This window comes from Streptomyces sp. NPDC096324, from assembly GCF_044763015.1.
Taxonomy (GTDB): domain Bacteria; phylum Actinomycetota; class Actinomycetes; order Streptomycetales; family Streptomycetaceae; genus Streptomyces.
The window spans coordinates 264,476-288,498 of record NZ_JBIWFK010000009.1; the positions used below are offsets into that span (position 1 = coordinate 264,476).

A 24,023-nucleotide genomic window follows, 5' to 3' on the forward strand; every position below is an offset into this window, starting at 1 on the left:
GTTCCGCCGGGTACGCGCTAACCGGAGGCCTCCTCACCGCCGCTCACCGGGCGGAGGGCTCCCGTGGACGGGACCGCGCGCGCCGGGGCCTATCGTGTGAGGCATGAGTGACACCCCTCCCCAGAACCCCGACTTCGACACCATGACCCGCGACATCGCCGAGGTCCCCGCGGTCGAGGTCATCGTGACGGTCGCCGTGAACCTGATGAGCGCCGCCGCCGTGAAGCTCGGTCTCACCGAGGAGGGCGACGAGCACAAGGACCTGGACGAGGCGCGCAAGCTGGTCACCGCGCTCGCCGGTCTGCTCGACGCGAGCGCGACCGAGATCAGTTCCTTCCACGCCGCGCCGCTGCGCGACGGCCTGAAGTCCCTCCAGCTCGCCTTCCGCGAGGCGTCCCTCGTCCCGGACGAGCCGGGCCAGGGCCCCGGCGAGAAGTACACGGGACCCGTCTACGGCTGACCCGTACCCGTGTCCGTACGGGCCGCCGTACGGACACGGACCCGCCCGCGTGCCTAACCGCGTACGTACAGGGGCTCGCCCGGAGGCGTCGCCTCGGCCGGCAGCAGTGCCAGGTCGAGGCCGCGCACCAGGCGGGCCCTCAGTGTTTCGTCGGCCGCGAGCCGCTCGGCCACCGCGCGAGCGGTCTCGGCGGGGGCGGCCGACGGGTCGAGCACGAGCGCGAGGGTGCCGTCCGCCGGACCGGGGCCGAGATGGGCGCGGGCCACGAGGGGCTCGGCGGCGACCGCGGCCCGTACCGCCTCGACGACGGAGGGATCGGCGAGCGGATCGGCGGTCGTACGCCCTTCGGCGACCGCCAGCAGGGCGGAACCCGTCAGCTCGTACGACACGGGCCCGGCCAGGTCCAGCACGATCGTGTCGGCCTTCTCGTGGGCCGCGGCCTCCAGGACCTGGTTCAGGCGCGCGGCGACGGGGCGGGCCTCGGGATCCCAGCGGGCCAGCGAATCCGTGGAGGTGAAGGCGGGCAGCGCCGTACGGTTCCCGGCCTTGAGCGTGGGCACCGCCATGTCACTGGTCTTCTCGCGGCGCAGCCCGTTCTCGTCCTCCTCGACCTCACCGAGCATCGCCACGACGGGGACGAGGAGCCGGGCACCCGTGAGCGCCTCCAGGACCGCCGGCACGGCCTTGCGGTCGGCGGACCAGGCCGCGAGCGCGGCGCTCAGCCGGGGGTCGGCGGAGCCGTCGTCGTCGGGGAAGCCGGGGTCGGGAATGTTCTTGTTCGCCACGGTCCCCGACCCTATCGGGGGAATGCTGCTGCGCTTGTGCGGCCCCCGTAACGCGCGGGCGACGGGATTCATGAGTTTCTCAGTTTTCCCTGACACGTCTTTCACACGCGTCTAACGGACGACACAGCCCGGCCGTCGAGCATCGCCGGATGGACCGTCACAGAGCACGCGGGCGTCGCGCCCGGCCCTCCCGACGCACGCCACTTCTGTACACCGCGGTGGCCTCGGTCGTCCTCGTCGGCGCCACGGCCGCCGGGACGGTGTACATGAAGGCGCAGGCGCACGACGGCCCCGCGGTCGTATCGTCGGCGGCGTCGGCGGCGCCCTCCGCGTCGCCCGCCGGGAGCGAGGAGGCATCGGTGGAACCCGTGGCGGAGCCCTCCGTGGACCGGGACGCGCTGCTCGCCAAGGCGCTGAAGTCGGTGACGGTGGCGGCCGGTGCGAAGACGTCGGTCGCCGTCCTCGACGTCGCCTCGGGCGAGAGCGCGGCCTACGGCGACGCGGCCTTCGACACCGCGAGCATCGTCAAGGTGAACATCCTGGCCGCGCTGCTGCTCCAGGCGCAGGACGCGGACCGGCACCTCACCGCGCGGGAGAAGACGAACGCCACCGCGATGATCGAGAACAGTGACAACGCGTCGGCGACCGCGCTGTGGGCCTCCATCGGCCGGGCCGACGGGCTGGACGCCGCGAACAAGCGCTTCGGTCTGACGGACACCCAGGGCGGCGACGGGGAGCTGTGGGGTCTGACCCAGACCACCGCGAGCGACCAACTCACGCTTCTGCGCCAGGTGTTCGGTGACGACTCCGAACTGAGCGCTGCCTCGCGGTCCTATCTCCAGGGGCTGATGGGCGAGATCGAGACCGATCAGCGGTGGGGGGTGTCCGCCGCCGGCGACGGGTCCCGTTGGGCGCTGAAGAACGGGTGGCTGGCCCGCAGCACGACCGGGCTGTGGGACATCAACAGCATCGGGCGGATCTCGGCCGACGGCCACGTCTTTCTGGTGGCGACGCTGTCGAACGGCAACTCGACGCAGGCGAAGGGCATTTCGCTGGTGGAAGCGGTGTCGAAGGCGGCGGTGTCCGCGTTCCGGGACACGGCCGAGGACTGAGGGCCGGCCGTCGAGGGCCGACCCGGAGACCCGGAGCGGCCGTTCGAGGACGGTCCGCCCTGGAGCGGCCGTTCGAGGACGGGCCTTCGACGGATCGGCCGGTGGGACTCGGCGCGACCGGGGCCGGGGGTGCGAGGGTCCCGAACGGCGTTGCTGGCTAGGGCCGTTCGAAAGGATTCGAGGGTCTGCGACCGCGCCACAGGAACACCGCCGCCACCAGCAGGCCCAGTCCCAGGGCGCCCGCGAGGGGAGCGGCCCAGTCGGCCGAACCGCCGCCGTCCTCGGGGGCGTCGGGCCCCGTGCCGAAGTACTCGTGGCCGTACTTGGCCGCCTTGGGGCCGCCCTCCGGATCGATGCGGCCGGCCGCCTTGATGGCCGCGGCCGGGTCGACGAAGCCGAAGCCGCGGGAGTCGTCGCGGCCGCCGGAGGGAACGTTGCGGGCGGTGTCCTCCAGCAACCGCTTGATCTGCGCCGGGGACAGACCCGGGTGGGCGGCCTTGACGAGCGCGACCGCGCCGGAGACGAACGCGGAGGCCGCGCTGGTGCCCCAGCCCTCGTAGTACCGGTCGTCCGGGTCGGCGATGACCACGTCGACGCCCGGGGCGCTGACGGTGGCGTACCAGCGGCGGGTGGAGAAGGAGGCGTGCGTTCCGTAGCGGTCCACGGCGGTCGCCGCGATGACGCCGGGGTAGGCGGCGGGGTACGAGATGTGGTCGCCCTTCTCCCCGCCGTTGCCGGCGGAGGCGACGACGGCGATCCCCTTCTTCAGCGCGTACTGGACCGCTTCGTCCTCGGCGGGTTCGGGGTGGGCCGAACGGGAGTCGTCGCCGAGGGAGAGGTTGATGACGTCGGCGCCGTGGTCGGCGGCCCAGCGGATGCCGTCCGCGAGGGCGTTGCCACGGGTGTTGCGGGCCTTGGAGCGGGCCGGGTCCTTGTCCTCGAGGATGACGCGGACGGGCAGGATCTTCGCCTCGGGGGCGATCCCCATCACGCCGTCGGCGTGGCCCGGCCCGTGACCGTGCCCGGCGATGATGCCCGCCATGGCGGTGCCGTGCCGGGCCCAGGTCACGTCACCACGGCTCGCGCCGAAACCGACCAGGTCCTTGTCGCCGAGCACATTGCCCTTGAGGTCCGGGTGCTGGGCGTCGACGCCGGTGTCGAGGACGGCGACGGTGATGCCCTTGCCCTTGGTCGTGCGCCACGCCTGCTGCGTGTGCATCGCGTCGAGGCCCCACTGCTGGGCACGTATGCCGTCGGCGTGCGCGGTGGCGGAGGGCACCAGCGCGAGGGAGGCGGCGAGGAACGCGGCGAGGGCACCGGACCTGCGGGAGAGCCGGAGCCCTCGGGCTGTCCGGGCCGGGCGCCGGGGGCGGCCGACGGGGGCCGTCGCTCCGGTCGTGCCGGCGGGTCCGGTCGTGCGGGGCTGCCGGGTGCGGCCGTCGGGGCCGACGTCGCGGGTCATGACGGCTCCTCCGTGGACGAGGTGACGGTCTTGCGAAGGCCTCGCTCGACCCGGTCGGCGAGGCCCCGCGCCTCATGGCCGAGGCCCGACTGGGCCGCGGCCGTGGTCGCCTCCGGCTTCATCGCCTCGGCGGCGGGCTGCGGGGCCGGGACCGTACGCCCGTCGGCGAACCCGGAGACCGCGTACACGACGACGGGGGCGTCCGTCAGGACGGACACGGTCCACGCGGCACGCTGCGCCTTGCCGAAGCCCTCGGCGGCGGTGTCCTTCGCCGCGTACGGGAGGGGCAGCAGGTCGGTGCGCCGGTCCAGGCCCTCCTTGCGGAAGCGGGCCTTCAGGGAGGTCATGCCCGCCGCGTCCGCCTTGGTGAACAGCAGGCCGACGGTGGTGACATGGCTGCGGGTCGCGTCCACGTAGGTGGCACGCAGCAGGCGCAGGCAGCCGACGGGGGCGAGAGCCTGGCGCAGCAGCGGGTCGAAGGCGTCCTCGCAGCCGGTGTCGGGGGCGACGGCGATCCGTGTCCAGGTGCGGTCGGAACCGCCGGGGCCCGCGCCGTCGCCGCGCACGGTCGGCGGGAAGAGCCGGTCCACGGGGACGCTGTGCCAGAGGCCTCCGGCGGCCGTGAACGCGCCGGGCGAACCGGGTGCGTCCGTGTCGTCGCCGGTGAGCCAACTGCCGGTCACCGCGCCGCCGATGAGGCCGAGTCCGAGCACGAGGCACGTCGCGGCGGTCACGGCACCCGGCCGGATCCGCCCGCGGAACGGACGCGTCCGCGCGGTGTCGCGGCCGTACGTCTCGGGCTCCGCGAACGAGACGTAGGGGCGCCGCACGCCCGGGGTGGCCTCGGCGGGCGCCGCCGGCGACGGGGCCGGAATGAAGGGCGGGGCGCTCGCGGAGCCCGCACCGGCTCCGTCCCGCCCGGCCCACGTCTCCCGCGTGACCTCCCCGAACCGCTCCCCGAGACCGAGGTCAGGCCCGGCCGCTCCGACCGGCGCCGGGGCTTCGGCAGCCCGATCGGACGCCGCGGTCCGCCGGGACGGACCCGAGGGCTCGACGGCGCGTGCCGGATCGGCGGAGCGCGGGGGCCCGGAGGGACGCGAAGGGACGGAAGGGTGCGAGATCCCGGACGGGCGTGAGGGGACCGAAGGGCGCTGGAGCCCGGCCGGGTGCGCGGACTCCGGGGTCCGCGCGGCGCCGGAGGGGCGCGACGGGTCCGAGGACCGGGCGGGTTCCGACGGTGGCGCGGACTCCGAGGGGCGCGGAGCCTCGAAGGCACGCGGGGGCTCGGACGGGCGCTGCGGCGCGGCGGGGTGCGACGACCGGGCGGGGCGGGGCGCGGGGCGCTGCGTTCCGCCGGGCCGCGACGGGCCCGCGGGGTGCGGCGCCCCGTCGGGGCGTGCCGGTGCGGCGGACGCGGGCGGGGCGTCCGGGAATCGTGCGGAGGCCGCGGGGGGCGGCGGGGCCGGCGTCCCCGGCCGGCCCTCGGGGCGCAGGTGGGGATAGCGCCGGGCCTCCGGCCGCGACGCGGATCCGGGACCCTGCGGAGCGGCGTCCGACGCGGAGCGCTGTGAAGCCACCGACGGCGGGACCGGGCGGTCCGACGGTGCACCGTCCGACGCGGGGCGCGGCCCGGTGGACGGCGCCACGGTGCGCGGCACACCGGAGGACGCCGAACCGGCCGGAGCGGACCCCTGCGTGCCGGTCGGCGCCGGCCGTCGTGGGGCGGAATCCGGTGTACCGGGCGAGACCGAGCCGGGCACGCCGGAGTCTGAAGTACTGGTCGGCGCGGACCGCGAGGGGTCCGACCCCGGCGTACCGGTCGGCGCCGGCCGTCGTGGGGCGGAATCCGGTGCACCGGACGAAACCGAGCCGGGCACGCCGGAGTCTGAAGTACTGGTCGGCGCGGACCGCGAGGGGTCCGACCCCGGCGTACCGGTCGGCGCCGGCCGTCGCGGCGCGGAACCCGGTGCCCCTGACGAGACGGAGCCGGGCACGCCGGAGGCTGGAGTACTGGTCGGCGCGGATCGTCGCGGGTCGGACCCCGGTGCGCTCGGGGAAGCGGCTCGGGGCGCGTCGGACCCCGTACCGGTCGGAGCCGGCCGTCGCTCATCGGACCCCGAACCCGTCGAAGCCGGCCGTCGCTCATCGGATCCCGGCGTACCCGCCGAGGTCGACCACGGTCTGCCGGGTGAGACGGACTCCGGTGCCGCGGGTGCGGCGGAACCCGGGGCGGCGGGTGCGGCGGGACCTGCCGGCGTGCGGGAAGCGGGCCGCCCCGGTGAGCCGGCCGCGCCTGTGGGCGCCGGGCCGCCGGGCGAGGGGGCGCCGGGCGAGGGGGCGCCGGTGGGACCGGACCCGCTCGTCGAGGCCGCTCTCGGACGGACCAGTGAGGTGGGCCTCGGCGCCGGTGATTCCGGTGCGGCGGACCGTTCCGGCGCGGACGGGGGCCGTACGGGCTGGGGCGGCACCGACGGGACCGTTCCGCGGGGCGGGCTCGCGGGGCGCGGCGGGGCCGACGGAGTGCCGTCGGACGCGGGCTGCCCGAATCCGGAAGGGAAACTTTGAGCGCCCGGCGGGGGTTCCTCGGCGGACCAGTCCTCCCCGGCCGAGAGGTCCGGTCCGGGCGACCGGACGGGCTTCGACGGAGCCGGAACCGGGGGCTGGGCCGGAGCCTGAGCGGCCGGCGGGTCGGCCGGGGGCGGCGGAGTCAGGGGGGCCGGCGGGGCAGCGGCCGGAGGGGTGGAGGGACGCCGGGGATTCGAGGCGCGCCGCGCTTCCGTACTCATGCACCCCCCGTTTCCTCGCACCGGGCTGTCGGACGCCCCGTGACTCGGCGAGCCGTCTCGTGTCGCGCGAGAGGTCGCCACGGGCACGCATACCCGCGCCGGAAGACCGTCACCCCGGGCAGGGCCCGCCGGGGCAAGGTCGTTCCTCCCTGCGTCCGCGTCACTCTACGGGTTGACGCGCCCCGGACGGGAACCAGTCCGAGGCCCCGGGGCATCTGCCCGGAACGTCCCCCTACCCTGCGGTAATGGAGTCTGGCAGTCTTCGTGCATGACTGCCCGTGCCGCCGACAGGGCCCGCTACGACCGGGCCACCGCTCACCTCGACGCCCCCGTCGCCATCGTGGACCTGGAGGCCTTCGACGCGAACGCGGACGACCTGGTCCGCCGGGCCGGCGGGAAGCCGATCCGTGTCGCCAGCAAGTCCGTCCGCTGCCGGACCCTCCTGGAACGCGTCCTGGAACGCGAGGGTTTCGCGGGGATCATGTCGTTCACCCTCGCCGAGTCGCTGTGGCTGGCCAGGTCCGGTTTCGACGACGTCCTGCTCGCCTATCCGTCGGCCGACCGCAAGGGCTACGCCGAGCTGACCTCCGACCCCAAGCTCGCCGCCGCGGTGACGGTGATGGTCGACGACCCGGCGCAGCTCCGTCTGATCGACGAGGCGCGCGAGGGCGGCACCGAGGTCGTGCGGGTCTGCCTGGAGCTGGACACCTCGCTCAAGCTGTTCGGCGGCCGGGTCCGGGTCGGGGCGCTGCGTTCGCCGCTGTACTCCCCCGCCCAGGTGGCCGAGATGGCCCGTGCCGTCAAGCGCGCCCCGGGCTTCAAGCTGGTGGGGATCATGGCGTACGAGGGCCACATCGCCGGTGTCGGCGACGCGGTCTCGGGACGGCCGCTGCGCTCGCGTGCCGTGCGGCTGATGCAGGCCACCGCCCGCAAGGAGCTCGCCCAGCGGCGCGCGGACGTCGTCCGGGCGGTCCGGGCCGTGGAGCCGGACCTGGAGTTCGTCAACGGCGGCGGCACCGGAAGCGTCCAGCACACGGCCGCCGAGGACGCGGTCACCGAGATCGCGGCCGGTTCGGGGCTGTACGTGCCGAGGCTCTTCGACAACTACACGTCCTTCAGCGGACGCCCGGCGGCGCTGTTCGCCCAGCCCGTGGTGCGGCGGCCGGGCGTGGGCGTGGTGACGGTGCTGGGCGGCGGCTACCCCGCGTCCGGGGCCGCGGGCGCGGACCGGCTGCCCGTCCCGTATCTGCCGGAGGGACTGTCGTACGACCCCCAGGAGGGTCCCGGCGAGGTGCAGACCCCGCTGCTCGGCTCCCCGGCGGACGATCTGCTCATCGGCGACAAGGTGTGGTTCCGGCACGCGAAGGCCGGTGAGCTGTGCGAGCGGTTCGACACCCTGCACCTCGTGGAGGGCGACACGGTCACGGCCTCCGTCCCGACCTATCGCGGCGAGGGCCACACGTTCCTCTGATCCGCGGGACCACGCCCGCCCGGCCCGGCCGACGCCTGTCCGTCCCTCCGGCCGGGTGGGCGTCGTTCAGTCGGACGGGCCGATGCTGCTGCCCACACCGCCGCCGGCGTCCTTCTGGCCCACCGAACGGATGCCTTCGGTGATCCGGTCGATGTCGGCCACCGGTGGCGCGTCGGCGCCGGCGTCGACGGCGAACCGGACGATGACCGGGGACTGCGAGCCCACGCTGGACGGGAAGGCCAGCGACTCGACGTAGCCCCCGGGCCCCACACCGGTCGTGACCTTCCATCGCACGAGATACCCGGCGCGCCCGGCGACGGCGACCGAGCCGGACTTCACCAGCCGGTGGGAGGTGATGCCCCGGAAGGGCCGGCTGCCGACGAGGTCGTGGCCGTACGCGCTGTCGGCGGCGTCCTCGATGTCCCCCTCGGCGAGGACCTTCGGCGAGGTCTCGTCGGTGGCCGTCGCGGTACGGACGTCGACCCGGCCGTGCCGGCACAGACCGGGGTCGCCCGGACAGTCGTAGGTCCTCGGGGTCGTCAGCACCGTGTCGTGGTCGGCGACGTACTGCGGTTTCGCCCAGCCGTCGAGGACCGGGAAGGTGATGCCGTCGAGTTCGTCCACGACGACGGACGGGTCACCGGCGGACGGCGAGGCGCCGGACGGGGACGGTGCGGGGTCGTCGGACGGGGTGGGCGACGCGGTCGCGGAGTCGGTCCGTGTCGCGGCCTCGTCACCGCCGTCGTCGCGCAGCAGTACGGCGCCGGTGACGATCGCGGCCACGAGGACGACGGCGGCCGTCACGAGGGCGACGGCCTTGGCCCGGCCGGAGCCGGATCCGCCGGGCGACGGGGCCTGTATCAGGGGCTGTTGCGGGGTCTCGGGCTGACGCCGGTGGTCGGTCCACGCGGTTCCGTCCCACCAGCGCTCGACGAGCGGGTACGACGGGTCGCGGTACCAGCCGGGAGGAGGCGTCATGCTCATCCCGGCACTCTAGTGCCGTGGCGGGCGGTGTTCGCCACGGCATCAGGACGTCCTCGGAGCGCCGGTCGCACAGGGTCCGCGGGTCGGGCGCGACCGGCGGCCGCCCTCCCCGCGGACCCACCGTCTCCGCTACAGCGGTGTGACGTACGCGCCCGAAATGCCCCCGTCCACCAGGAAGTCGGTGGCGTTCACGAAGGAGGAGTCGTCGCTGGCGAGGAACGCGACGGCCGCCGCGATCTCGTCCGCCTCGGCGAACCGTCCGACCGGGATGTGCACGAGCCGGCGCGCGGCCCGCTCGGGGTCCTTGGCGAACAGCTCCTGGAGCAGGGGGGTGTTGACCGGGCCGGGGCACAGGGCGTTGACCCGGATGCCCTCGCGGGCGAACTGGACGCCCAGTTCACGGGACATGGCCAGCACCCCGCCCTTGGAGGCCGTGTACGAGATCTGGGAGGTCGCCGCGCCCATGCGAGCCACGAAGGAGGCGGTGTTGATGATGGAACCCCTGCCCTGGCGGCGCATGTAGGGGATGGCGGCCTTGCAACAGAGGTACACGGAGGTGAGGTTGACCTCCTGGACGCGCTTCCACGCCTCCAGGCCGGTGTCCAGGATGGAGTCGTCGTCGGGCGGCGAGATGCCCGCGTTGTTGAAGGCGATGTCGACCGAGCCGTAGGTGTCGTACGCGGTCCTGAACAGGGTCTCGACCTGCTCCGGGTCGGTCACGTCGACCTTGACGAAGGTTCCGCCGACCTCCGCGGCCACGGCCTTTCCGTGCTGCTCGTCGATGTCGCCGCAGACGACGTGGGCGCCCTCGGAGGCGAGCCGGCGCGCGGTGGCGAGGCCGATGCCGCTGGCTGCGCCGGTGATGACGGCGGTGCGGCCCACCAGGCGGCGGCAGATGGTCTCGGGGGTGTCTGAAGTCACTGTGCGGGACCCTCCGTGCTGATGAAGACGTTCTTGGTCTCGGTGAACGCGGTGAGAGCGTCCGGGCCGAGTTCACGGCCGATTCCCGACTGCTTGTAGCCGCCGAAGGGGGTCCAGTAGCGGACGCTGGAGTGGGAGTTGACGGACAGGTTGCCGGCGCGGACGGCCTGGGAGACGCGCAGGGCACGGCCGACGTCGCGGGTCCAGATGGAGCCGGACAGGCCGTAGTCGGTGGCGTTGGCGAGCCGGACGGCGTCGGCCTCGTCCTCGAAGGGGAGCACGACGGCGACGGGGCCGAAGACCTCCTCCACGGCCACGCGTGCGCCGGGTTCGACGCCGGTGAGGACGGTGGGCGGGAACCAGAACCCGGGGCCCCCGGGGGCCTTGCCCCGGATGCCGGGGGCGTCCGCGTCGACGTAGGACCGTACGCGTTCCAATTGGGCCGCGGAGATCAGCGGGCCCATCTGGGTCCGCTCGTCGGAGGGGTCGCCGACGACGACGGACTCGACGGCCGGGGCGAGGAGTTCGAGGAAGCGGTCGTGGACCGAGCGCTGGACGAGGATGCGGGTGCGGGCGCAGCAGTCCTGGCCGGAGTTGTCGAGGAAGGACATGGGGGCGGAGGCGGCGGCGGCCTCGATGTCGGCGTCGGCGAAGACGATGTTCGGGCTCTTGCCGCCGAGTTCGAGGGTGACGCGCTTGAGGAGGGCGGAGCCCTTCGCCAGCACCCGCTTGCCGACGGTGGTCGACCCGGTGAAGACGATCTTGGCGACGCCGGGGTGGGAGACGAGCGCGTCGCCCGCGACGGGCCCGGCGCCGGGCAGGACCTGGAAGAGGTGCTCGGGCAGGCCCGCCTCCAGGGCGAGTTCGGCCAGCCGCAGTGCCGTGAGCGGGGTCGTCTCGGCGGGTTTGAGGATGACGGCGTTGCCCGCGGCGAGGGCGGGTGCGGTGCCCCAGGCGGCGATGGGCATCGGGAAGTTCCAGGGCGCGATGACACCGACGACGCCGAGCGGTTCGAGGAGGGTGATGTCGAGGCCGCCGGGGACCGGGATCTGACGGCCGGTCAGCCGCTCGACTCCCCCGGCGGCGTAGTCGAGCAGATCGCGCACGTTGCCCGCCTCCCAGCGGGCGTTGCCGAGGGTGTGTCCGGCCTCGCGGACCTCCAGGCGGGCCAGTTCCTCGAGGTGGGCGTCGACCACGGAGGCGAAGCGGCGCAGCAGCCTGGCCCGGTCGGCGGGTGCGAGGGCGGCCCATCCGGCCTGCGCCCGGCCGGCCCGTACGACGGCGTCCGCCACGTCCTGTGCGGTGGCGGCCGGGACGGTGGCGACGACTTCCTCGGTGGCCGGGTCGAGCACCAGGAGTTCATGGCCGTTCGGGGGTGAGGTGGACGGGTGCGACGCGGGTGATGGCGATGCGGGTGGCTGGGATGCGTGCGGGTGCGGCAAGGGGGTCCTCACATGCGTTCGAAGGAGCGGCGCAGCTCCCAGTCGGTCACCGCGGCGTCGAAGGCCTCCAGTTCGACGCGCGCCATGTTGCGGTAGTGCTCGACCACCTCGTCGCCGAAGGCGGCCCGGGCGATCGGACTGTTCTCCCAGAGTTCGGCGGCCTCGCGCAGGGTGGTGGGGACGTGCGCGTACTCGGCGGTGTAGGCGTTGCCCGAGCAGGCCTCGGGCAGTTCCAGCTTCCGCTCGATGCCGTACAGGCCGGCCGCCACGAGTCCGGCGACGGCCAGGTGCGGGTTGACGTCGCCGCCGGGCAGCCGGTTCTCGAAGCGTGTGGACCGGCCGTGACCGACGACGCGCAGCGAACAGGTGCGGTTGTCGTGTCCCCAGGCGACGGCGGTCGGCGCGAAGGAGCCGGGCTGGAATCGCTTGTACGAGTTGATGTTGGGCGCGTACAGGAGGGAGAAGTCGCGCAGCGCGGCGAGCTGTCCGGCGAGGAAGTGGCGCATGACCTCCGACATGCCGCCGGGGTCCTGGGCGGAGCCCGCCATCGCGTTGGTGCCGTCGGCGTCGGCCAGGGAGAGGTGGATGTGGCAGGAGTTGCCCTCGCGCTCGTTGTACTTGGCCATGAAGGTGAGGGAGACACCCTCCTGCGAGGCGATCTCCTTGGCGCCGGTCTTGTAGATCGCGTGCTGGTCGCAGGTGACGAGGGCTTCGTCGTACTTGAAGGCGATCTCGTGCTGGCCGGGGTTGCACTCGCCCTTGGCGGACTCGACGGTGAGGCCCGCGGCCTGCATCTCGTTGCGGATGCGGCGCAGCAGGGGCTCGATGCGGCCGGTCCCGAGGACGGAGTAGTCGATGTTGTACTGGTTGGCCGGGGTGAGCCCCCGGTAGCCGCTGTCCCAGGCCTGTTCGTAGGTGTCCTTGAAGACGATGAACTCCAGCTCGGTGCCGACCTGGGCGGTGTAGCCGAGCGTGGCGAGGCGTTCGAGCTGGCGGCGCAGGATCTGGCGGGGCGCGGCGACGACCGGGGAGCCGTCGTTCCAGGCGAGGTCGGCGACGAGCAGGGCGGTGCCAGCGTTCCAGGGCACGCGTCGCAGGGTCGTGAGATCGGGGTGCATGGCGAAGTCGCCGTAGCCGCGGTCCCAGGAGGACATGGCGTATCCGTCGACGGTGTTCATGTCGGTGTCGACGGCGAGGAGGTAGTTGCAGCCCTCCGTCCCGTGCTCCAGGACCTCGTCGAGGAAGAAGGCCGCGGCGAACCGCTTGCCCTGGAGCCGCCCCTGCATGTCGGGGAAGGCCAGGACGACCGTGTCGATGTCACCGGCCTCGACGAGGACGCGCAGTTCGTCGACGGAGAGCGGGGGTGTGCGGTCTGCCACCGGAAAAGCCTCCTTGGGTCAGCCGAGGGCCATAAGGTATTGCGGAGAACCATTGCTTGGGAAGGGGGCGCGACCTGATGACGCGGGCGCAACCCGACCGTGGGACGGACGACCGGCTGACGCCGGTCCTGCGGCCGGTGCGGGCGGGCAACGGCTTCGAGGAGGCACTGGAGCAGATCCTCCAGATCGTCCGGCTCGGCCTGGTTCCGGGCGGCGAACGGCTGCCCTCGGAGCGGGAGTTGGCCGACCGGCTGGGCATCAGCCGGGTGACGCTGCGCGAGGTCCTGAAAGTGCTCCAGGACCAGGGTCTTGTCGAGTCGCGGCGCGGCCGGTACGGCGGCACCTTCGTGCTGGCCCGCACGGACACACCCGGCGAGCACGAGCTGCGCCGCCGGGTCGCCGCGGTCGACATCGAGGACGTACTGCGGTTCCGCGAGGTCCTGGAGGTGGGCGCGGCCGGGCTGTGCGCGACGCACGGGCTCGGCGCGGACCAGGCGCTGCGGCTGCGCGAGGCGCTGGAGCGGACGAACGACGCCCCGCTGGCCGAGTACCGGCGCCTGGACACCATGCTTCACCTGACCCTCGCCGAGCTGTGCGGCTCCCCGTCCCTCACCGCGCGGTACGCGGCCGTCCGCGCCGGCGTCAACGACCTCCTCGACTGCATCCCGCTCCTCGTCCGCAATCTGGAGCATTCGCAGCGCCAGCACACCGCGATCGTCGAGGCGGTGCTCGACGGGGACGCGGACGGTGCCCGGGAGATGATGCGGGAGCACTGCGCGGGCACGGCGGCACTGCTGCGGGGGTTCCTGGCATGAGCGGGAAGTGACGCGTGGAGCCTCTGTGTTTCCGCTCCCCCGCCCCGCAAAGGTATGAGACCTTTCCATTGAAGCCATGACGTCATGGAACTCATGGAGGCCATGGAGGCCATGAACGCCGTGGACGCCATTGCCGCCATGGAAGCCGTCGCCGTTCGTGGGCGTGGTGGCGATCCGGATCCGAGGGAGTAGCGCGTGGGCAGGCCGCTGATCGGTGTGAGCACGTATCTGGAGGCCGGGGCGCGCTGGGGCGTGTGGGAGCTGGAGGCCGCGCTGCTGCCGGCCGGCTATCCGCGGCTCGTGCAGCGGGCGGGCGGACTGGCCGTGATGCTGCCGCCGGACGATCCGGACCTGGCGCGCGAGACGGTCGCCCGGCTCGACGCGGTGGTCGTCGCGGGCGGCCCCGACGTCGACCCCGCCCGGTACGGCGCCGAGCGCTCCCCGCGTACGGGCCCGCCCGCCCCGGAGCGCGACGCCTGGGAACTCGCCCTGATCCGGGCCGCGCTGGACTCCGGCACCCCGCTCCTCGGCATCTGCCGGGGTCACCAGCTCCTGAACGTGTCCCTCGGCGGCACGCTCGTCCAGCACCTCGACGGGCATGTGAAGGACACCGGCGTCATCGGACACCACGAGGTGACACCCGTACCGGGGACGCGGTACGCCGGGCTCGTACCGGAGCCGTGCGCCGTGCCGACGTACCACCATCAGGCGGTGGACCGCCTCGGCGCGGGCCTGCTGGCCTCGGCGCACGCGGCCGACGGCACCGTTGAGGCGATCGAACTCCCCGGCTCCGCCTGGGTCCTGGGAGTCCAGTGGCACCCGGAAATGGGAGACGACGTGCGGGTGATGCGGGGCCTGGTGACAGCGGCGACCTGAACGGACCGGGCCCCGCACCAACGCCGCTCGCCCCCTCCGCCCCTACCCGTCCCACCACGGTGGCGCTGCCCCCGGCCCCCCGCTTCGGCCTGACGGCCTCGCCCTCAATCGCCGGACGGGCTGAAACTCTCCGGCGGGAAAAGTTCAGCCCCTCCGGCGATTGAGGAGCGGGGGTCCGGGGGCAGCGCCCCCGGGAACGGGACGGGAAGGGGCGGAGGGGGCGAAAAAATCCGTCCCGCTACGCACCCCGCGTCAGGGACAGCAGATCGCGGGCCGGCCCGGTGGGCCGGTGGCCCTTCGGCCAGACGGCCCGCAGGGCGCGGGTGAGCCGCACGTCGGCGAGCGGGATGCCCACCAGCCGGTGGGCGGACAGCTCCTCGCCCAGGGCGAGTTCGCTCAGGACGGCGGGTCCCGCGCCGCTGACGGCGGAGGCCTTGACCGCCGTCGTGGAGGACAGCTCGATCAGTGGTCGGGCGAGCCCACCGAGGGCGGCGTCGAGCACCTGACGCGTACCGGACCCCTCCTCCCGCAGGATGAGCGGCGTGGCCGCCAGCTCCGCCGCCGCGAGGGGCGCCCGGCGACGCGCCCAGGGATGCCCGGGCGCCGTCACCACGATCAGCCGGTCGTGCGCGATGACGGTGGCGTCGAGACCGGACGGCACCGAGAGCCCCTCGACGAAACCGAGGTCCGCCTCGCCCGCCAGCAGCCGCTCGGCGACGGCGACGGAGTTCCCGGCGAGCAGCGACACGGCCGTGTCGGGACGCTGCGCGCGCAGGGCGATCAGCCAGCCGGGCAGCAGATACTCGGCGATGGTCATGCTCGCGGCCACCCGCAGCCGCGAGTCTCGCCGGTCGCGCAGGGCCTGCGCCCCGGCGTCGAAGGCCTCGGCCGCGTCCACCACCCGCCGGGCCCAGTCCGTGACGAGCGCCCCCTCGCGGGTGAGCCGGGACCCGCGCGGCGACCGGTCGACGAGCGCCACCCCGAGCAGCCGCTCCATGGAACGGATACGGCTGCTGGCCGCCGGCTGGGTGATCCCGACCTCCCGTGCTGCGCGCCCGAGACTGCCGAGGCGGGCCACCGCCAGCAGCAGTTCCAGCGCACCCAGGTCGGGCACCCGGTGCGCGATCCCGGCGCCGGGCCGATCCTCAGCACCGCTACTCATGACGATCCTCAGCGCTGCTGCTCATAAAGCCAGCTTATGCCGTCATAGGCCCGCACTCCCTGGTGGGGAGCCCCCGGGCGGACGACCGTGGTGTCATGGTCACCGCAGCCCAGCCCCTGTCCGCCCATCAGGCGGGAATCGTCCCCGACACGAACACCCCCCGTGTCCCGGCAAACCGCGCCGTCGCCGCGGTCCGGCATCTCGGCCCGAACTGGTACGCCTCCGTGATGGGTACGGCGATCGTGGCCACGGCGGGAGCCGGACTTCCCGGGGACGTCCCGGGCCTGCGCACCGCCTGCACCGCCGTGTGGGCCCTCTCGCTCGCCCTGCTGCTCTCGCTGCTCACCGCCCGCGCCCTGCACTGGACCTACCACCGCGACCAGGCCCGCGCGCACCTCCTCGACCCGGCCATGGCCCCCTTCTACGGCTGCCTGTCGATGGCCCTGCTCGCCGTGGGCGGCGGCACTCTGCTGGTCGGCCGGGACTGGATCGGGACATCGGCGGCCCTCGCCGTGGACGCCGTCCTGTTCACCGCCGGGACGCTGATCGGACTCACCGCCGCCGTGGCCGTCCCGTACCTCATGGTCGTACGGCATCGCATCGAGCCCGGACAGGCCTCCCCCGTGTGGCTGCTGCCGATCGTCGCCCCGATGGTGTCGGCCGCGCTCGGCCCCCTCCTCGTTCCGCACCTGCCGGCCGGACAGCCGCGGGAGACGCTGCTCCTCGCCTGTGTCGCGATGTTCGGGATCAGCCTGGTGGCCACCTTCGTGATGCTGCCGATGGTCTTCGCCCGGCTCGTCACCTCGGGTCCGCTGCCGCTCGCGCTCACCCCGACGCTGTTCCTCGTGCTCGGCCCGCTGGGCCAGTCGACGACCGCGGTGGGCAAGTTCGCGGACGTCGCCCCCGGCGTCGTGCCTGCCCCCTACGACCAGGGTTTCGCGCTCCTCGCCGTGCTCTACGGCGTCCCCGTGCTGGGCTTCGCGCTGCTGTGGCTCGCGCTGGCCGTCGCGATGGTCGTACGGGCCCGCCGCCAGGGCATGGGTTTCGCGATGACCTGGTGGGCCTTCACCTTCCCGGTGGGCACCTGCGTCACCGGCGCGGAGGCCCTGGCCCGGCACACCGGTCTGGCCGCCTTCGAGGTGCTGGCCGTCGCCCTGTACGCCCTCCTGCTGACCGCCTGGTCGGTGGCCGCGGCCCGAACCACCCACGGCCTGCTCACCGGCAAGCTGCTCGCGGCGCCTCGCTGAAGCACCGTTCACGGCCTCTTCCACGCTGCGGGCAGTCACCGCCCGAGGCTGCTCTGCTCCACGTCGATGCCCTCTCGTGGCAGACATGCGCGGGGCCGGGTGTCCGGGCCGGCGGCCGCCGTTCGGATCACCCGAGGGGGCCCTTCAGGTGACGGCCGGACGCCTCATGAGCCAGGCAGCCGTCGCAGGGGTACGACGTCTCAGCAGAGAACGAACCCGCAACGCCGTGAGGAGCTTGGCGATGTACGCAGCAGTCCGGCGGTACGAAGGGGTGACCGATTCGGCCGAGGCGGCACGTCTCGTGAACGAGGGGTTCGTGGCACTCATGCGCCAGGTCCCCGGCTTCGTGGCCTACTACTGGATCGACGCCGGGGACGGGGTGATGGTCTCGACCAGCGTCTTCCGGGACCGGGCCGGTGCCGAGGAATCGATCTCGAGGGCCGCGGACTTCGTGCGGGACAACCTTGCGTCACTGCTCCCCAACCCTCCCCAGGTCATGGCCGGCGAGGTGGTCGCTTCCGCATGACAGCGTTCGGACCGGCCACATGAAGCCTCCCGGGCCCGCACCTGCCGGGAATTGATCAACGCCTCCGCCCACTCGGTGGCCGTTCGTACCTGAGACGAGCTGGTGCGACTAGCGAGGGATGCCCGCGTCATCCAGGTATGCGTGCATGGCTTCCGCGGGAAGGCTCGGGTTGCCGAGGGCGCTGGAGGAGGTCTCCGGATTCCCGCGGCTTTCGAGGATGAGATCGACTGGCAGTGCGGGGTGCCCGGCCGCCATGGCACGTACACGGACGTCGGGGTCGGAGAGCAACCGGGTCACAGCGTCGACGGGCGCTTCGGGGTCCATCCCCACCAGCCGTCGCAGCTCTGGATTCGGGTCGTCGGCGAAGCGTTGCGCGCTGCCCGCGCCCGGGAAGTTCGGGTGGCCCAGCAGAGCGCCCTTGGTGATGACCTTGCAGTCGAGATACGTCTGCAGCACGACCTCGCCGTCGACGGTCGGTTGGTTCTCGCACAGGAGGAGCCGTACGGCGTAGTCGTCGTCCTTCGAGAGCAGGTCGACGGCTTCGGCAGGCAGGTGCCGGCTGTAGGCGGCGCTGCGCCGCAGCAGGGTGCTGGCCGACTTGGCGCACTGGAGCAGGACGTCGGGATCAGCACAGAGGCGAACCCATTCGACGGGATGGAGCCGGTCGGACGGGCTGATGGTGACATCGATGGCGGCGCGTTCGGCCTCCGTGAACTCGGGGCGTACCGAGACCGCCAGCCGGACTCCGTGCGCGTCGTCGTTCGCCAACGGCCTGACGATGTCGATGGGAACGCCGAGGTTGGCCGCCAACTCTCGGCGGTCCTGCTCCTCGGTGCTTGCCGCGAGCTGTTCGGCGGTCGACCTGCTCATGGCTCCGCACCGGATCACTCGCCACCGGTCGAGGCCGCCGATCCCTGCGTCGAGAAGCAGGTCCGTGCAGGCCGCGTCATCGCGGCAAGCCTCCAACATGGCCGCTCGGCGGACTTCGTCAGCGGCGTCGTGGAGCAGACGGCTTCGGGTGTCCTCGGACAGCGAGGTCCACTGGCGGCAGGCTGCCTGTCGGAGGTTCGCGTCCTGGTGGTCGGCAAGCCCGGCGACCAGGCTCGGGGCGGTGTCGTGGCAGAAGGCCGCGTTTCGGCGGACTCCCGGTTCCGGGTCGGCGAGCAGCCGCTGCTGAGTGGCCAGGGGCAGGGGTGGCGTAGGGATCCGGAACCAGCCGGGTCCGAGGGCCAGCCCGAGGCGGACGCGTGGATCGGGATCGTTCACGAGCCTGGCACGTTGTTCCGCCGACACCGAGACGTTCTCCGTCAGCGCACTCCGCAGCCTGCGGTCGGGATGCGCGACGATGGCGTCGACCACCTCGTCCGGCAGAGCGCGCCAGGCGATCGTGTTCCAGGCCGAGGCGGCTTCCTCGCAGAGCAGCCTGGTCAGAACGTCGGCCGGCGCCGCGGGATTTCTCGCGATCGCGGCGAGGGTCTCGCGGTGACCGCGATCTCCGTACATGGCGGGGCCTCCTTGCACGCCGGCGACCGTCGCGGGCCCGCAGAGTGTGCACATGCCACGTATCCAAGGTCAACGTCGGTGATCATGCTCCGCCGCGCATCCGCAGAATGGTGAGCGACCTTCCGGAGTCCTTGAACACGGCCTGGCATAGATCACCCAGCAGGTTTCACCGGCCCTTTTCCGTGCCTGGAGGGGTGCCATACTCGGCACATGACCAGTCGCGGCCGCGACCGCCTCGCCGACGTCCACGGCGTCGTGGTCAGGCACCTGCGCGACTGTCGGATCGACTCCGTCGTGCCGCTCGGTGAGGGCCAGGACAACCTGGCGTACGAGGTCAACGGTGAGCTGGTCGTGCGCTTCAGCAAGGAGCCCGACCTGGCACGGCGGACCGCGCTGGTGGGCCGGGAGGCACGCGTGCTCGCCGCCGTAGCCGGTATCTCGCCGCTGCCCGTCCCCGAACCGGCGTTCACGGTCGCGGAGCAGGGATGTCTGGCGTACCGCAAGCTCCCCGGCGTGCCACTGCTGGATATACCGCGGCACCGGCGATCGGCCCACGGCGCGTCGATCGCCGCCCCGCTCGGTGGACTGCTCACCGCGCTGCACGCTGTTCCGGTCGAACGGCTGGCCGGTGTGGTGGACGCGGACCACCAGCCGTCGGCCGCGTGGCTGCATGAGGCCGCGGAGACCTATGTGACGGTGGCCGGGCGGATACCGGCGGCCTACCGTCGACCCGTCGAGGCGTTCCTGGAGGCCGCACCACCGCACGACGAATGGACCCCGGCGTTCTCCCACAACGATCTGGGGATCGAACACGTTCTCATCGACCCGGTCGCATGGACGGTGACCGGCATCATCGACTGGAGCGATGCCGCCATCGTCGATCCGGCCTACGACTTCGGGCTTCTCCACCGCGATCTCGGCCCCGCTGCCACCCGCGCCGCCCTCAGCGGCTATCGAACCGACGCCGACGACCTCGCGGCTCTCGGCGAGCGCGCCACGTTCTACGCCAGGTGCAGTGTCTTCGAGGACCTCGCACACGGCATCGAGACGGAACAGGGCAAGTACGTCGACAAGAGCCTCGCCGCGCTGCAATGGCTGTTTCCGGCATAGCCGCCTCATGTCGAGCGGACCCGGTCGGGAACGGCCCGGTCGGCCCCCGCTCAGGGTGCGCCGACCCCCGCGGCACCTGCACGGCGACCCGGCCCGTGTCGAGCCCACGGAGGCATGCTGGAGCACACAGTTGGGCAGTGTGACGTGTCACAGACAACGCGGCGTCACTGTGGGAACTTCAAGTGCCCGTCGTGCCAGCCGAGTTGCTGAGGCGCTGAGAGTGGGTCCGGCCGGGCGGCCCGCGTGCGGAGAGGATCGAATGCGCTCTTTGGAAGCCCTGACGCTCGATCAGGTCGTCGACATGGCCCGCTATCCCCTGTCGGAACTCACGAGCCCCCGCGGACAGGCCGTGGTCTCCCGTGCCCGGCACGAACTGTCGGCTCTCGGCTGCACCGTGCTGCCGGACTTCATCCGTCCGTCGCTGCGCGATGTACTGCGGCAGGAGTGCTCGGCCATCGCGCCCCGGGCGCACCACGACGTCGAGACCGTGAACGTCTACAACATCGCGGTGGACTCGGCGTTGCCGGAGGACCATCCGGGCCGCAGGACCTTCGAGCGGGGCAACGCGTTCGTCGCGCGGGACCGCGTCCCCGCGGACTCGCTCATCAGCCGCCTCTACTCCGACACGGTGTTCCGGGACTTCGTCGCCCGCTGCTTCGAACTGCCGGAACTGCACGAGCTGGCGGACCCGCTCTCCGGGCTGGTTCTCAACGTCGTCGCGCCGGGCATGGAACACCCCTGGCACTTCGACACCAACGAGTTCACCGTGAGCATGCTCACCCAACAGGCGCAGTCCGGCGGCGACTTCGAGTACTGCCCGAACATCCGGACCGCGCGGGACGAGAACTTCGACGACGTCCGGGACGTCGTGGACGGCCGGGGCGAGCGGCTGATCCGACGCCTCCCCCTGCAACCGGGCGATCTCCAGTTGTTCAAAGGGCGCTACTCGCTGCACCGCGTGAGCCCGGTGCACGGCGAGATCGCGCGCCACTCCGCGATATTCGCCTACAGCGAGCGCCCCGGCGTCATCGGGAGCGTGGAACGGACCCGGCAGCTCTTCGGCCGGGTGCTGCCCGAGCACCTGGCGGCCGAGGGCCGGGCGGTCCGCGGCGACGGGCTCCTGGACTAGTCGCCCGCTTCGGCCCTGGCGGGCGGCGAGAACACCTAGTCGCCGTAGGCCGTTTCCCCTTGCGCGATCCCACGGAGGAGTGAGCCCTGTGCGTTTCGACGTGACCGGAAAAGTCACACTCGACCACATCTACGACCAGCCCGATCCGCGAACCTACTTCAGGGTGCTGCGCCCGCTCGACTACGGCGTTCCGCAGGAGGCCAAGCCCTACTTCGCCAAGATCATCACGGAATACCGGGAGTCCCGGCAGGTCGCGGTCCCGAAGGTGCTGGACATCGGCTGCTCGTACGGGATCAACGCCGCCCTGCTCAAGTACGACGCGACCATGGACGAGCTGTACGCGCGCTACGGCGACGAGGAACGCGCGGAGGAGAGCCGCGAGTCCCTCCTGGCCCGCGACCGGGAACTGGCCCGGTCGCGCCGGCCCCCGCAGGCGATCCGCTTCGTCGGCCTCGACACCTCCGGCAGCGCGCTGTCCTACGCGCGTGAGGCCGGGTTCCTCGACGACGTGGTGCACGCCGACCTGGAGGAGTGCGAGCCCACGCCAGGGCAGCGCGCCCAGCTCTCGGGCACGGACCTGGTGATCTCGACGGGCTGCGTCGGCTACGTCACCGAGCGGACGCTCACGCGCGTCGTCCGGGCGCAGGGCGTCCACCGGCCCTGGATGGCGCACTTCGTGCTGCGGATGTTCCCGTTCGACCCCGTCGAAAGCGCGTTGGCGGGTCTGGGCTACCGGACCGTCCGCGTCGACGAGGTGTTCAGACAGCGGCGGTTCGCCTCCCCGCAGGAGCAGGCGCTCGTGCTCGACAGCATGTCGGCCGCGGGGGTGGATCCGCGGGGTCTGGAGGCGGAAGGCTGGCTGTACGCACAGCTCTACCTTTCCCGGCCGTACGACATCACAGGTACCGACGATCCGAATCGAGAACAGAGTTGAAGACCAGTCAGGATGGCGCGGACAACGCGACCTTCGCCCAGGAGGACAGCCTCCCGCGTGTGCCGCTGCCCACGCTGGAAGCGAGCTGCGAGAGGTTTCTCGCCTGGTGTACGCCGCTGCTGACCGCCGACGAGCGGTCGGCGACCGAGGCGGAGGTCGCCGCCTTCCTCCGACCCGGCGGCCCCGGCCGGGTGCTGCACGCCGCGCTGGAGGAGTACGACACGACGGAGGGCGTGCAGAGCTGGCTCGACGTCTTCTGGCCGTACCGCTACCTGGGCCGGCGGGACCGGATCGCGCTCAACGCCAACTTCTTCTTCCTGTTCCGGGACTCCGGCCAGGCGCAGGTGGAGCGGGCGGCCGGGCTCGTCGCCGGGGCCCTCAACTACAAGCGGCGGCTCGATCAGGGGCTGATTCCACCGGTGGTGCAGCGGGGAGCACCGCAGTCGATGGTGCAGAACAAGTTCCTGTTCTCCACCACGCGTATCCCCGGCGCGCAACAGGACACCGTCCGCGCGCCCTACACCGAGGAGTGGCCCGGCCCGTCCGGGGCCCGGCACGTCGTGGTGTTCTTCCGGGGCGGCATGTTCCGGCTGGACGTGCTGGGTCCTGACGGTGTCCCGCACAGCCTGGAGGACATCGAGGCGGGGCTGCGCGCCGTGATGAAGGCCGAACCGGCCGGCGCGGACACCTCGGTGGGCCACCTCACCACCATGGCCCGCGCGGAGTGGGCGGCCGCCCGGGAGTCCCTGCTCGCCTGCCACCCCCGCAACGCCGACGCCCTCGACGACGTCGAGACCGCGCTGTTCTGCGTCGCGCTGGAGGACTTCGCCCCCGCGGACGTCCAGGACGCCTGTGACCAGTTGCTGTACGGCGACCGCGGCAACCGCTGGTTCGACAAGGCCGTGACCTTCGTCGTCTTCGCCGACGGACGGGCGGGCATCAACGTCGAGCACTGCGAGCTGGACGGGACGACGATCCTCACCTTCACCGACGCCCTGCTCGACACCCCTGCCGAGGAGCAGTCCCGGCAGTCCGGAGCGCGCTCCCAGGGGCTGCCCGCGCTGGAACCGATCGTGTTCGAACTGGACGACGCGCTGCGGGACCAGGCGCGCTCCGCCGCCGAGGCGTTCGCGGCGTACGGGGAGGACACCGCGACCAGCACGTTGTCGTTCGCGGACTTCGGCAGCAGCGCGGCCAAGGTGCTGGGGGTCTCGCCGGACGCGTTCGTGCAGGCCGCCTACCAGCTCGCCCACCAGCGCGCCAAGGGGCACCTGGGCGCCACGTACGAGTCGATCGCCACCCGGCAGTACCGGCACGGGCGGACCGAGGCGATGCGCGTCGTCACCCCCGAGATGCTGGCCTTCGTGGCGGCGATGGAGGACCCGGCGGCGGACGCGGACACCCGGCGCACCGCGTTCCGGGCGGCCACGGAGGCGCACGTGGCGCGCGCGAAGGCGTGCCAGGCCGGGCAGGTGCCGGAGCAGCACCTGTGGGAGCTGGAGCTGATCCAGCGCCGGCGCGGCGCCGAGCTCGGGGTGACCGAGCAGCCCGCGCTGTACCGGACGCCGGGCTGGTCGACCATGCGCGACGACTACCTGAGCACCAGCTCCGCGCCGTCCGTCAACATCCAGTACTTCGGCTTCGGGTCGACCAGCAGCCAGTGCATCGGCATCGCCTATGTCCTGCTGCCCGAGCGGTTCAACCTCTACCTGAGCACGCCGTCGGCGGTCGCCGCGCAGATGCGGACGTTCGCCGACCGGCTCCGGGAGGCGATGGACGAACTCCGGGAGCTGTTGGCGTCCGGGCGGCCCGAGGACTGAACGGATCCGCCGCCGGACCGGGACTCCCGGTCGGGGACCACGGTCCGGCGGCCCGGCATGCTCCCGTGGCCGGCCCGTCCCGAACCGGGCCGAGAGGGC

General features: G+C 72.9%; 20 protein-coding genes. 11 read left to right on the top strand and 9 right to left on the bottom strand.

All coding sequences use genetic code 11. The features are described 5' to 3' along the window. Window positions 1–103 precede the first annotated feature (103 nt). Window positions 104–460 (top strand): DUF1844 domain-containing protein, encoded by a 357-nt coding sequence (locus tag ACIQ7M_RS26160; protein WP_037628367.1) that lies wholly within the window; start codon window positions 104–106, stop codon window positions 458–460. 53 nt (window positions 461–513) lie between these two features. Here ACIQ7M_RS26160 and ACIQ7M_RS26165 read toward each other — a convergent pair whose 3' ends face one another. Continuing rightward, on the bottom strand, window positions 514–1,245 hold the full coding sequence (locus ACIQ7M_RS26165; protein WP_355772875.1) for an SseB family protein: 732 nt from the start codon (window positions 1,243–1,245) through the stop codon (window positions 514–516). A gap of 149 nt (window positions 1,246–1,394) precedes the next feature. On the opposite strand from ACIQ7M_RS26165, the gene ACIQ7M_RS26170 reads away from it, so the two are divergent. Continuing rightward, complete coding sequence (locus tag ACIQ7M_RS26170; protein WP_403648594.1) at window positions 1,395–2,357, top strand: serine hydrolase; 963 nt, start codon at window positions 1,395–1,397, stop codon at window positions 2,355–2,357. Window positions 2,358–2,514: 157 nt separating this feature from the next. Here the strand turns inward: ACIQ7M_RS26170 and mycP are convergent, their stop codons facing one another. Continuing rightward, entirely contained in the window at window positions 2,515–3,819 is a 1,305-nt protein-coding gene (gene mycP, locus ACIQ7M_RS26175) for a type VII secretion-associated serine protease mycosin (protein ID WP_403648597.1), read from the bottom strand. Next, entirely contained in the window at window positions 3,816–4,649 is an 834-nt protein-coding gene (locus ACIQ7M_RS26180) for a hypothetical protein (RefSeq protein ID WP_403648600.1), read from the bottom strand. The genes mycP and ACIQ7M_RS26180 overlap by 4 nt, the downstream gene beginning before the upstream one ends. Window positions 4,650–6,873: 2,224 nt before the next feature. Here ACIQ7M_RS26180 and ACIQ7M_RS26185 point away from each other — a divergent pair. Next, window positions 6,874–8,076, top strand: a complete 1,203-nt coding sequence (locus tag ACIQ7M_RS26185; RefSeq protein ID WP_355772864.1) for an amino acid deaminase/aldolase — start codon at window positions 6,874–6,876, stop codon at window positions 8,074–8,076. Between the two features lie 66 nt (window positions 8,077–8,142). Here the strand turns inward: ACIQ7M_RS26185 and ACIQ7M_RS26190 are convergent, their stop codons facing one another. The 4 genes from ACIQ7M_RS26190 to ACIQ7M_RS26205 all read right to left on the bottom strand — a co-directional run bounded on the left by ACIQ7M_RS26190 (window position 8,143) and on the right by ACIQ7M_RS26205 (window position 12,802). Then, the gene (locus ACIQ7M_RS26190) at window positions 8,143–9,060 is read right to left on the bottom strand and encodes a DUF2510 domain-containing protein (protein ID WP_386988181.1); all 918 of its coding nucleotides are present in this window, start codon (window positions 9,058–9,060) and stop codon (window positions 8,143–8,145) included. 129 nt (window positions 9,061–9,189) lie between these two features. Continuing rightward, window positions 9,190–9,981 (bottom strand): 3-oxoacyl-ACP reductase, encoded by a 792-nt coding sequence (locus ACIQ7M_RS26195; protein ID WP_361679419.1) that lies wholly within the window; start codon window positions 9,979–9,981, stop codon window positions 9,190–9,192. Next, complete coding sequence (locus tag ACIQ7M_RS26200) at window positions 9,978–11,333, bottom strand: aldehyde dehydrogenase family protein (protein WP_403648605.1); 1,356 nt, start codon at window positions 11,331–11,333, stop codon at window positions 9,978–9,980. The genes ACIQ7M_RS26195 and ACIQ7M_RS26200 overlap by 4 nt, the downstream gene beginning before the upstream one ends. A 98-nt stretch (window positions 11,334–11,431) precedes the next feature. Further along, complete coding sequence (locus ACIQ7M_RS26205; protein WP_403648608.1) at window positions 11,432–12,802, bottom strand: glutamine synthetase family protein; 1,371 nt, start codon at window positions 12,800–12,802, stop codon at window positions 11,432–11,434. A gap of 77 nt (window positions 12,803–12,879) precedes the next feature. Here ACIQ7M_RS26205 and ACIQ7M_RS26210 point away from each other — a divergent pair, with 77 nt between their 5' ends. After that, window positions 12,880–13,617 carry a FadR/GntR family transcriptional regulator gene (locus tag ACIQ7M_RS26210; protein ID WP_403648611.1) on the top strand — a complete coding sequence of 246 codons (738 nt, stop codon included), beginning with the start codon at window positions 12,880–12,882 and terminating at the stop codon, window positions 13,615–13,617. Window positions 13,618–13,812: 195 nt separating this feature from the next. After that, window positions 13,813–14,493: a gamma-glutamyl-gamma-aminobutyrate hydrolase family protein gene (locus ACIQ7M_RS26215; RefSeq protein WP_403648614.1), complete on the top strand. Its 681-nt coding sequence runs from the start codon at window positions 13,813–13,815 to the stop codon at window positions 14,491–14,493. A gap of 238 nt (window positions 14,494–14,731) precedes the next feature. Here the strand turns inward: ACIQ7M_RS26215 and ACIQ7M_RS26220 are convergent, their stop codons facing one another. Next, entirely contained in the window at window positions 14,732–15,655 is a 924-nt protein-coding gene (locus ACIQ7M_RS26220) for a LysR family transcriptional regulator (protein ID WP_403648617.1), read from the bottom strand. A 95-nt stretch (window positions 15,656–15,750) separates the two neighbouring features. Here ACIQ7M_RS26220 and ACIQ7M_RS26225 point away from each other — a divergent pair, with 95 nt between their 5' ends. Beyond that, entirely contained in the window at window positions 15,751–16,902 is a 1,152-nt protein-coding gene (locus tag ACIQ7M_RS26225; RefSeq protein ID WP_403648620.1) for a TDT family transporter, read from the top strand. A gap of 241 nt (window positions 16,903–17,143) precedes the next feature. Continuing rightward, complete coding sequence (locus ACIQ7M_RS26230) at window positions 17,144–17,428, top strand: hypothetical protein (protein WP_355770692.1); 285 nt, start codon at window positions 17,144–17,146, stop codon at window positions 17,426–17,428. Between the two features lie 108 nt (window positions 17,429–17,536). On the opposite strand, the gene ACIQ7M_RS26235 is transcribed toward ACIQ7M_RS26230, so the two are convergent. Further along, a complete protein-coding gene (locus ACIQ7M_RS26235) occupies window positions 17,537–18,931 on the bottom strand; it encodes a hypothetical protein (protein ID WP_403648623.1) in 1,395 nt (464 codons plus the stop codon). Between the two features lie 210 nt (window positions 18,932–19,141). Between ACIQ7M_RS26235 and ACIQ7M_RS26240 the strand changes: the two genes are divergently transcribed. The 4 genes from ACIQ7M_RS26240 to ACIQ7M_RS26255 all read left to right on the top strand — a co-directional run bounded on the left by ACIQ7M_RS26240 (window position 19,142) and on the right by ACIQ7M_RS26255 (window position 23,924). Further along, window positions 19,142–20,041, top strand: coding sequence for a phosphotransferase family protein (locus ACIQ7M_RS26240; RefSeq protein ID WP_403648626.1), 900 nt, complete (start codon window positions 19,142–19,144; stop codon window positions 20,039–20,041). Between the two features lie 259 nt (window positions 20,042–20,300). Then, on the top strand, window positions 20,301–21,170 hold the full coding sequence (locus ACIQ7M_RS26245) for an arpA protein (RefSeq protein WP_355770703.1): 870 nt from the start codon (window positions 20,301–20,303) through the stop codon (window positions 21,168–21,170). A gap of 88 nt (window positions 21,171–21,258) precedes the next feature. Then, complete coding sequence (locus tag ACIQ7M_RS26250; RefSeq protein ID WP_355770705.1) at window positions 21,259–22,104, top strand: class I SAM-dependent methyltransferase; 846 nt, start codon at window positions 21,259–21,261, stop codon at window positions 22,102–22,104. Then, complete coding sequence (locus ACIQ7M_RS26255) at window positions 22,101–23,924, top strand: choline/carnitine O-acyltransferase (RefSeq protein WP_403648630.1); 1,824 nt, start codon at window positions 22,101–22,103, stop codon at window positions 23,922–23,924. The genes ACIQ7M_RS26250 and ACIQ7M_RS26255 overlap by 4 nt, the downstream gene beginning before the upstream one ends. The last annotated feature ends 99 nt before the right edge of the window (window positions 23,925–24,023 follow it).

Excerpts from the sequence above, each read along its gene's own strand:
- ACIQ7M_RS26240 (WP_403648626.1), top strand. The coding sequence starts at position 19,142 with ATGACCAGTCGCGGCCGCGACCGCCTCGCCGACGTCCACGGCGTCGTG.
- ACIQ7M_RS26225 (WP_403648620.1), top strand. The coding sequence starts at position 15,751 with ATGGTCACCGCAGCCCAGCCCCTGTCCGCCCATCAGGCGGGAATCGTC.
- ACIQ7M_RS26170 (WP_403648594.1), top strand. The coding sequence starts at position 1,395 with ATGGACCGTCACAGAGCACGCGGGCGTCGCGCCCGGCCCTCCCGACGC.
- mycP (WP_403648597.1), bottom strand. The coding sequence starts at position 3,819 with ATGACCCGCGACGTCGGCCCCGACGGCCGCACCCGGCAGCCCCGCACG.
- ACIQ7M_RS26220 (WP_403648617.1), bottom strand. The coding sequence starts at position 15,655 with ATGAGTAGCGGTGCTGAGGATCGGCCCGGCGCCGGGATCGCGCACCGG.
- ACIQ7M_RS26245 (WP_355770703.1), top strand. The coding sequence starts at position 20,301 with ATGCGCTCTTTGGAAGCCCTGACGCTCGATCAGGTCGTCGACATGGCC.
- ACIQ7M_RS26210 (WP_403648611.1), top strand. The coding sequence starts at position 12,880 with ATGACGCGGGCGCAACCCGACCGTGGGACGGACGACCGGCTGACGCCG.
- ACIQ7M_RS26185 (WP_355772864.1), top strand. The coding sequence starts at position 6,874 with ATGACTGCCCGTGCCGCCGACAGGGCCCGCTACGACCGGGCCACCGCT.
- ACIQ7M_RS26190 (WP_386988181.1), bottom strand. The coding sequence starts at position 9,060 with ATGAGCATGACGCCTCCTCCCGGCTGGTACCGCGACCCGTCGTACCCG.
- ACIQ7M_RS26230 (WP_355770692.1), top strand. The coding sequence starts at position 17,144 with ATGTACGCAGCAGTCCGGCGGTACGAAGGGGTGACCGATTCGGCCGAG.
- ACIQ7M_RS26160 (WP_037628367.1), top strand. The coding sequence starts at position 104 with ATGAGTGACACCCCTCCCCAGAACCCCGACTTCGACACCATGACCCGC.
- ACIQ7M_RS26235 (WP_403648623.1), bottom strand. The coding sequence starts at position 18,931 with ATGTACGGAGATCGCGGTCACCGCGAGACCCTCGCCGCGATCGCGAGA.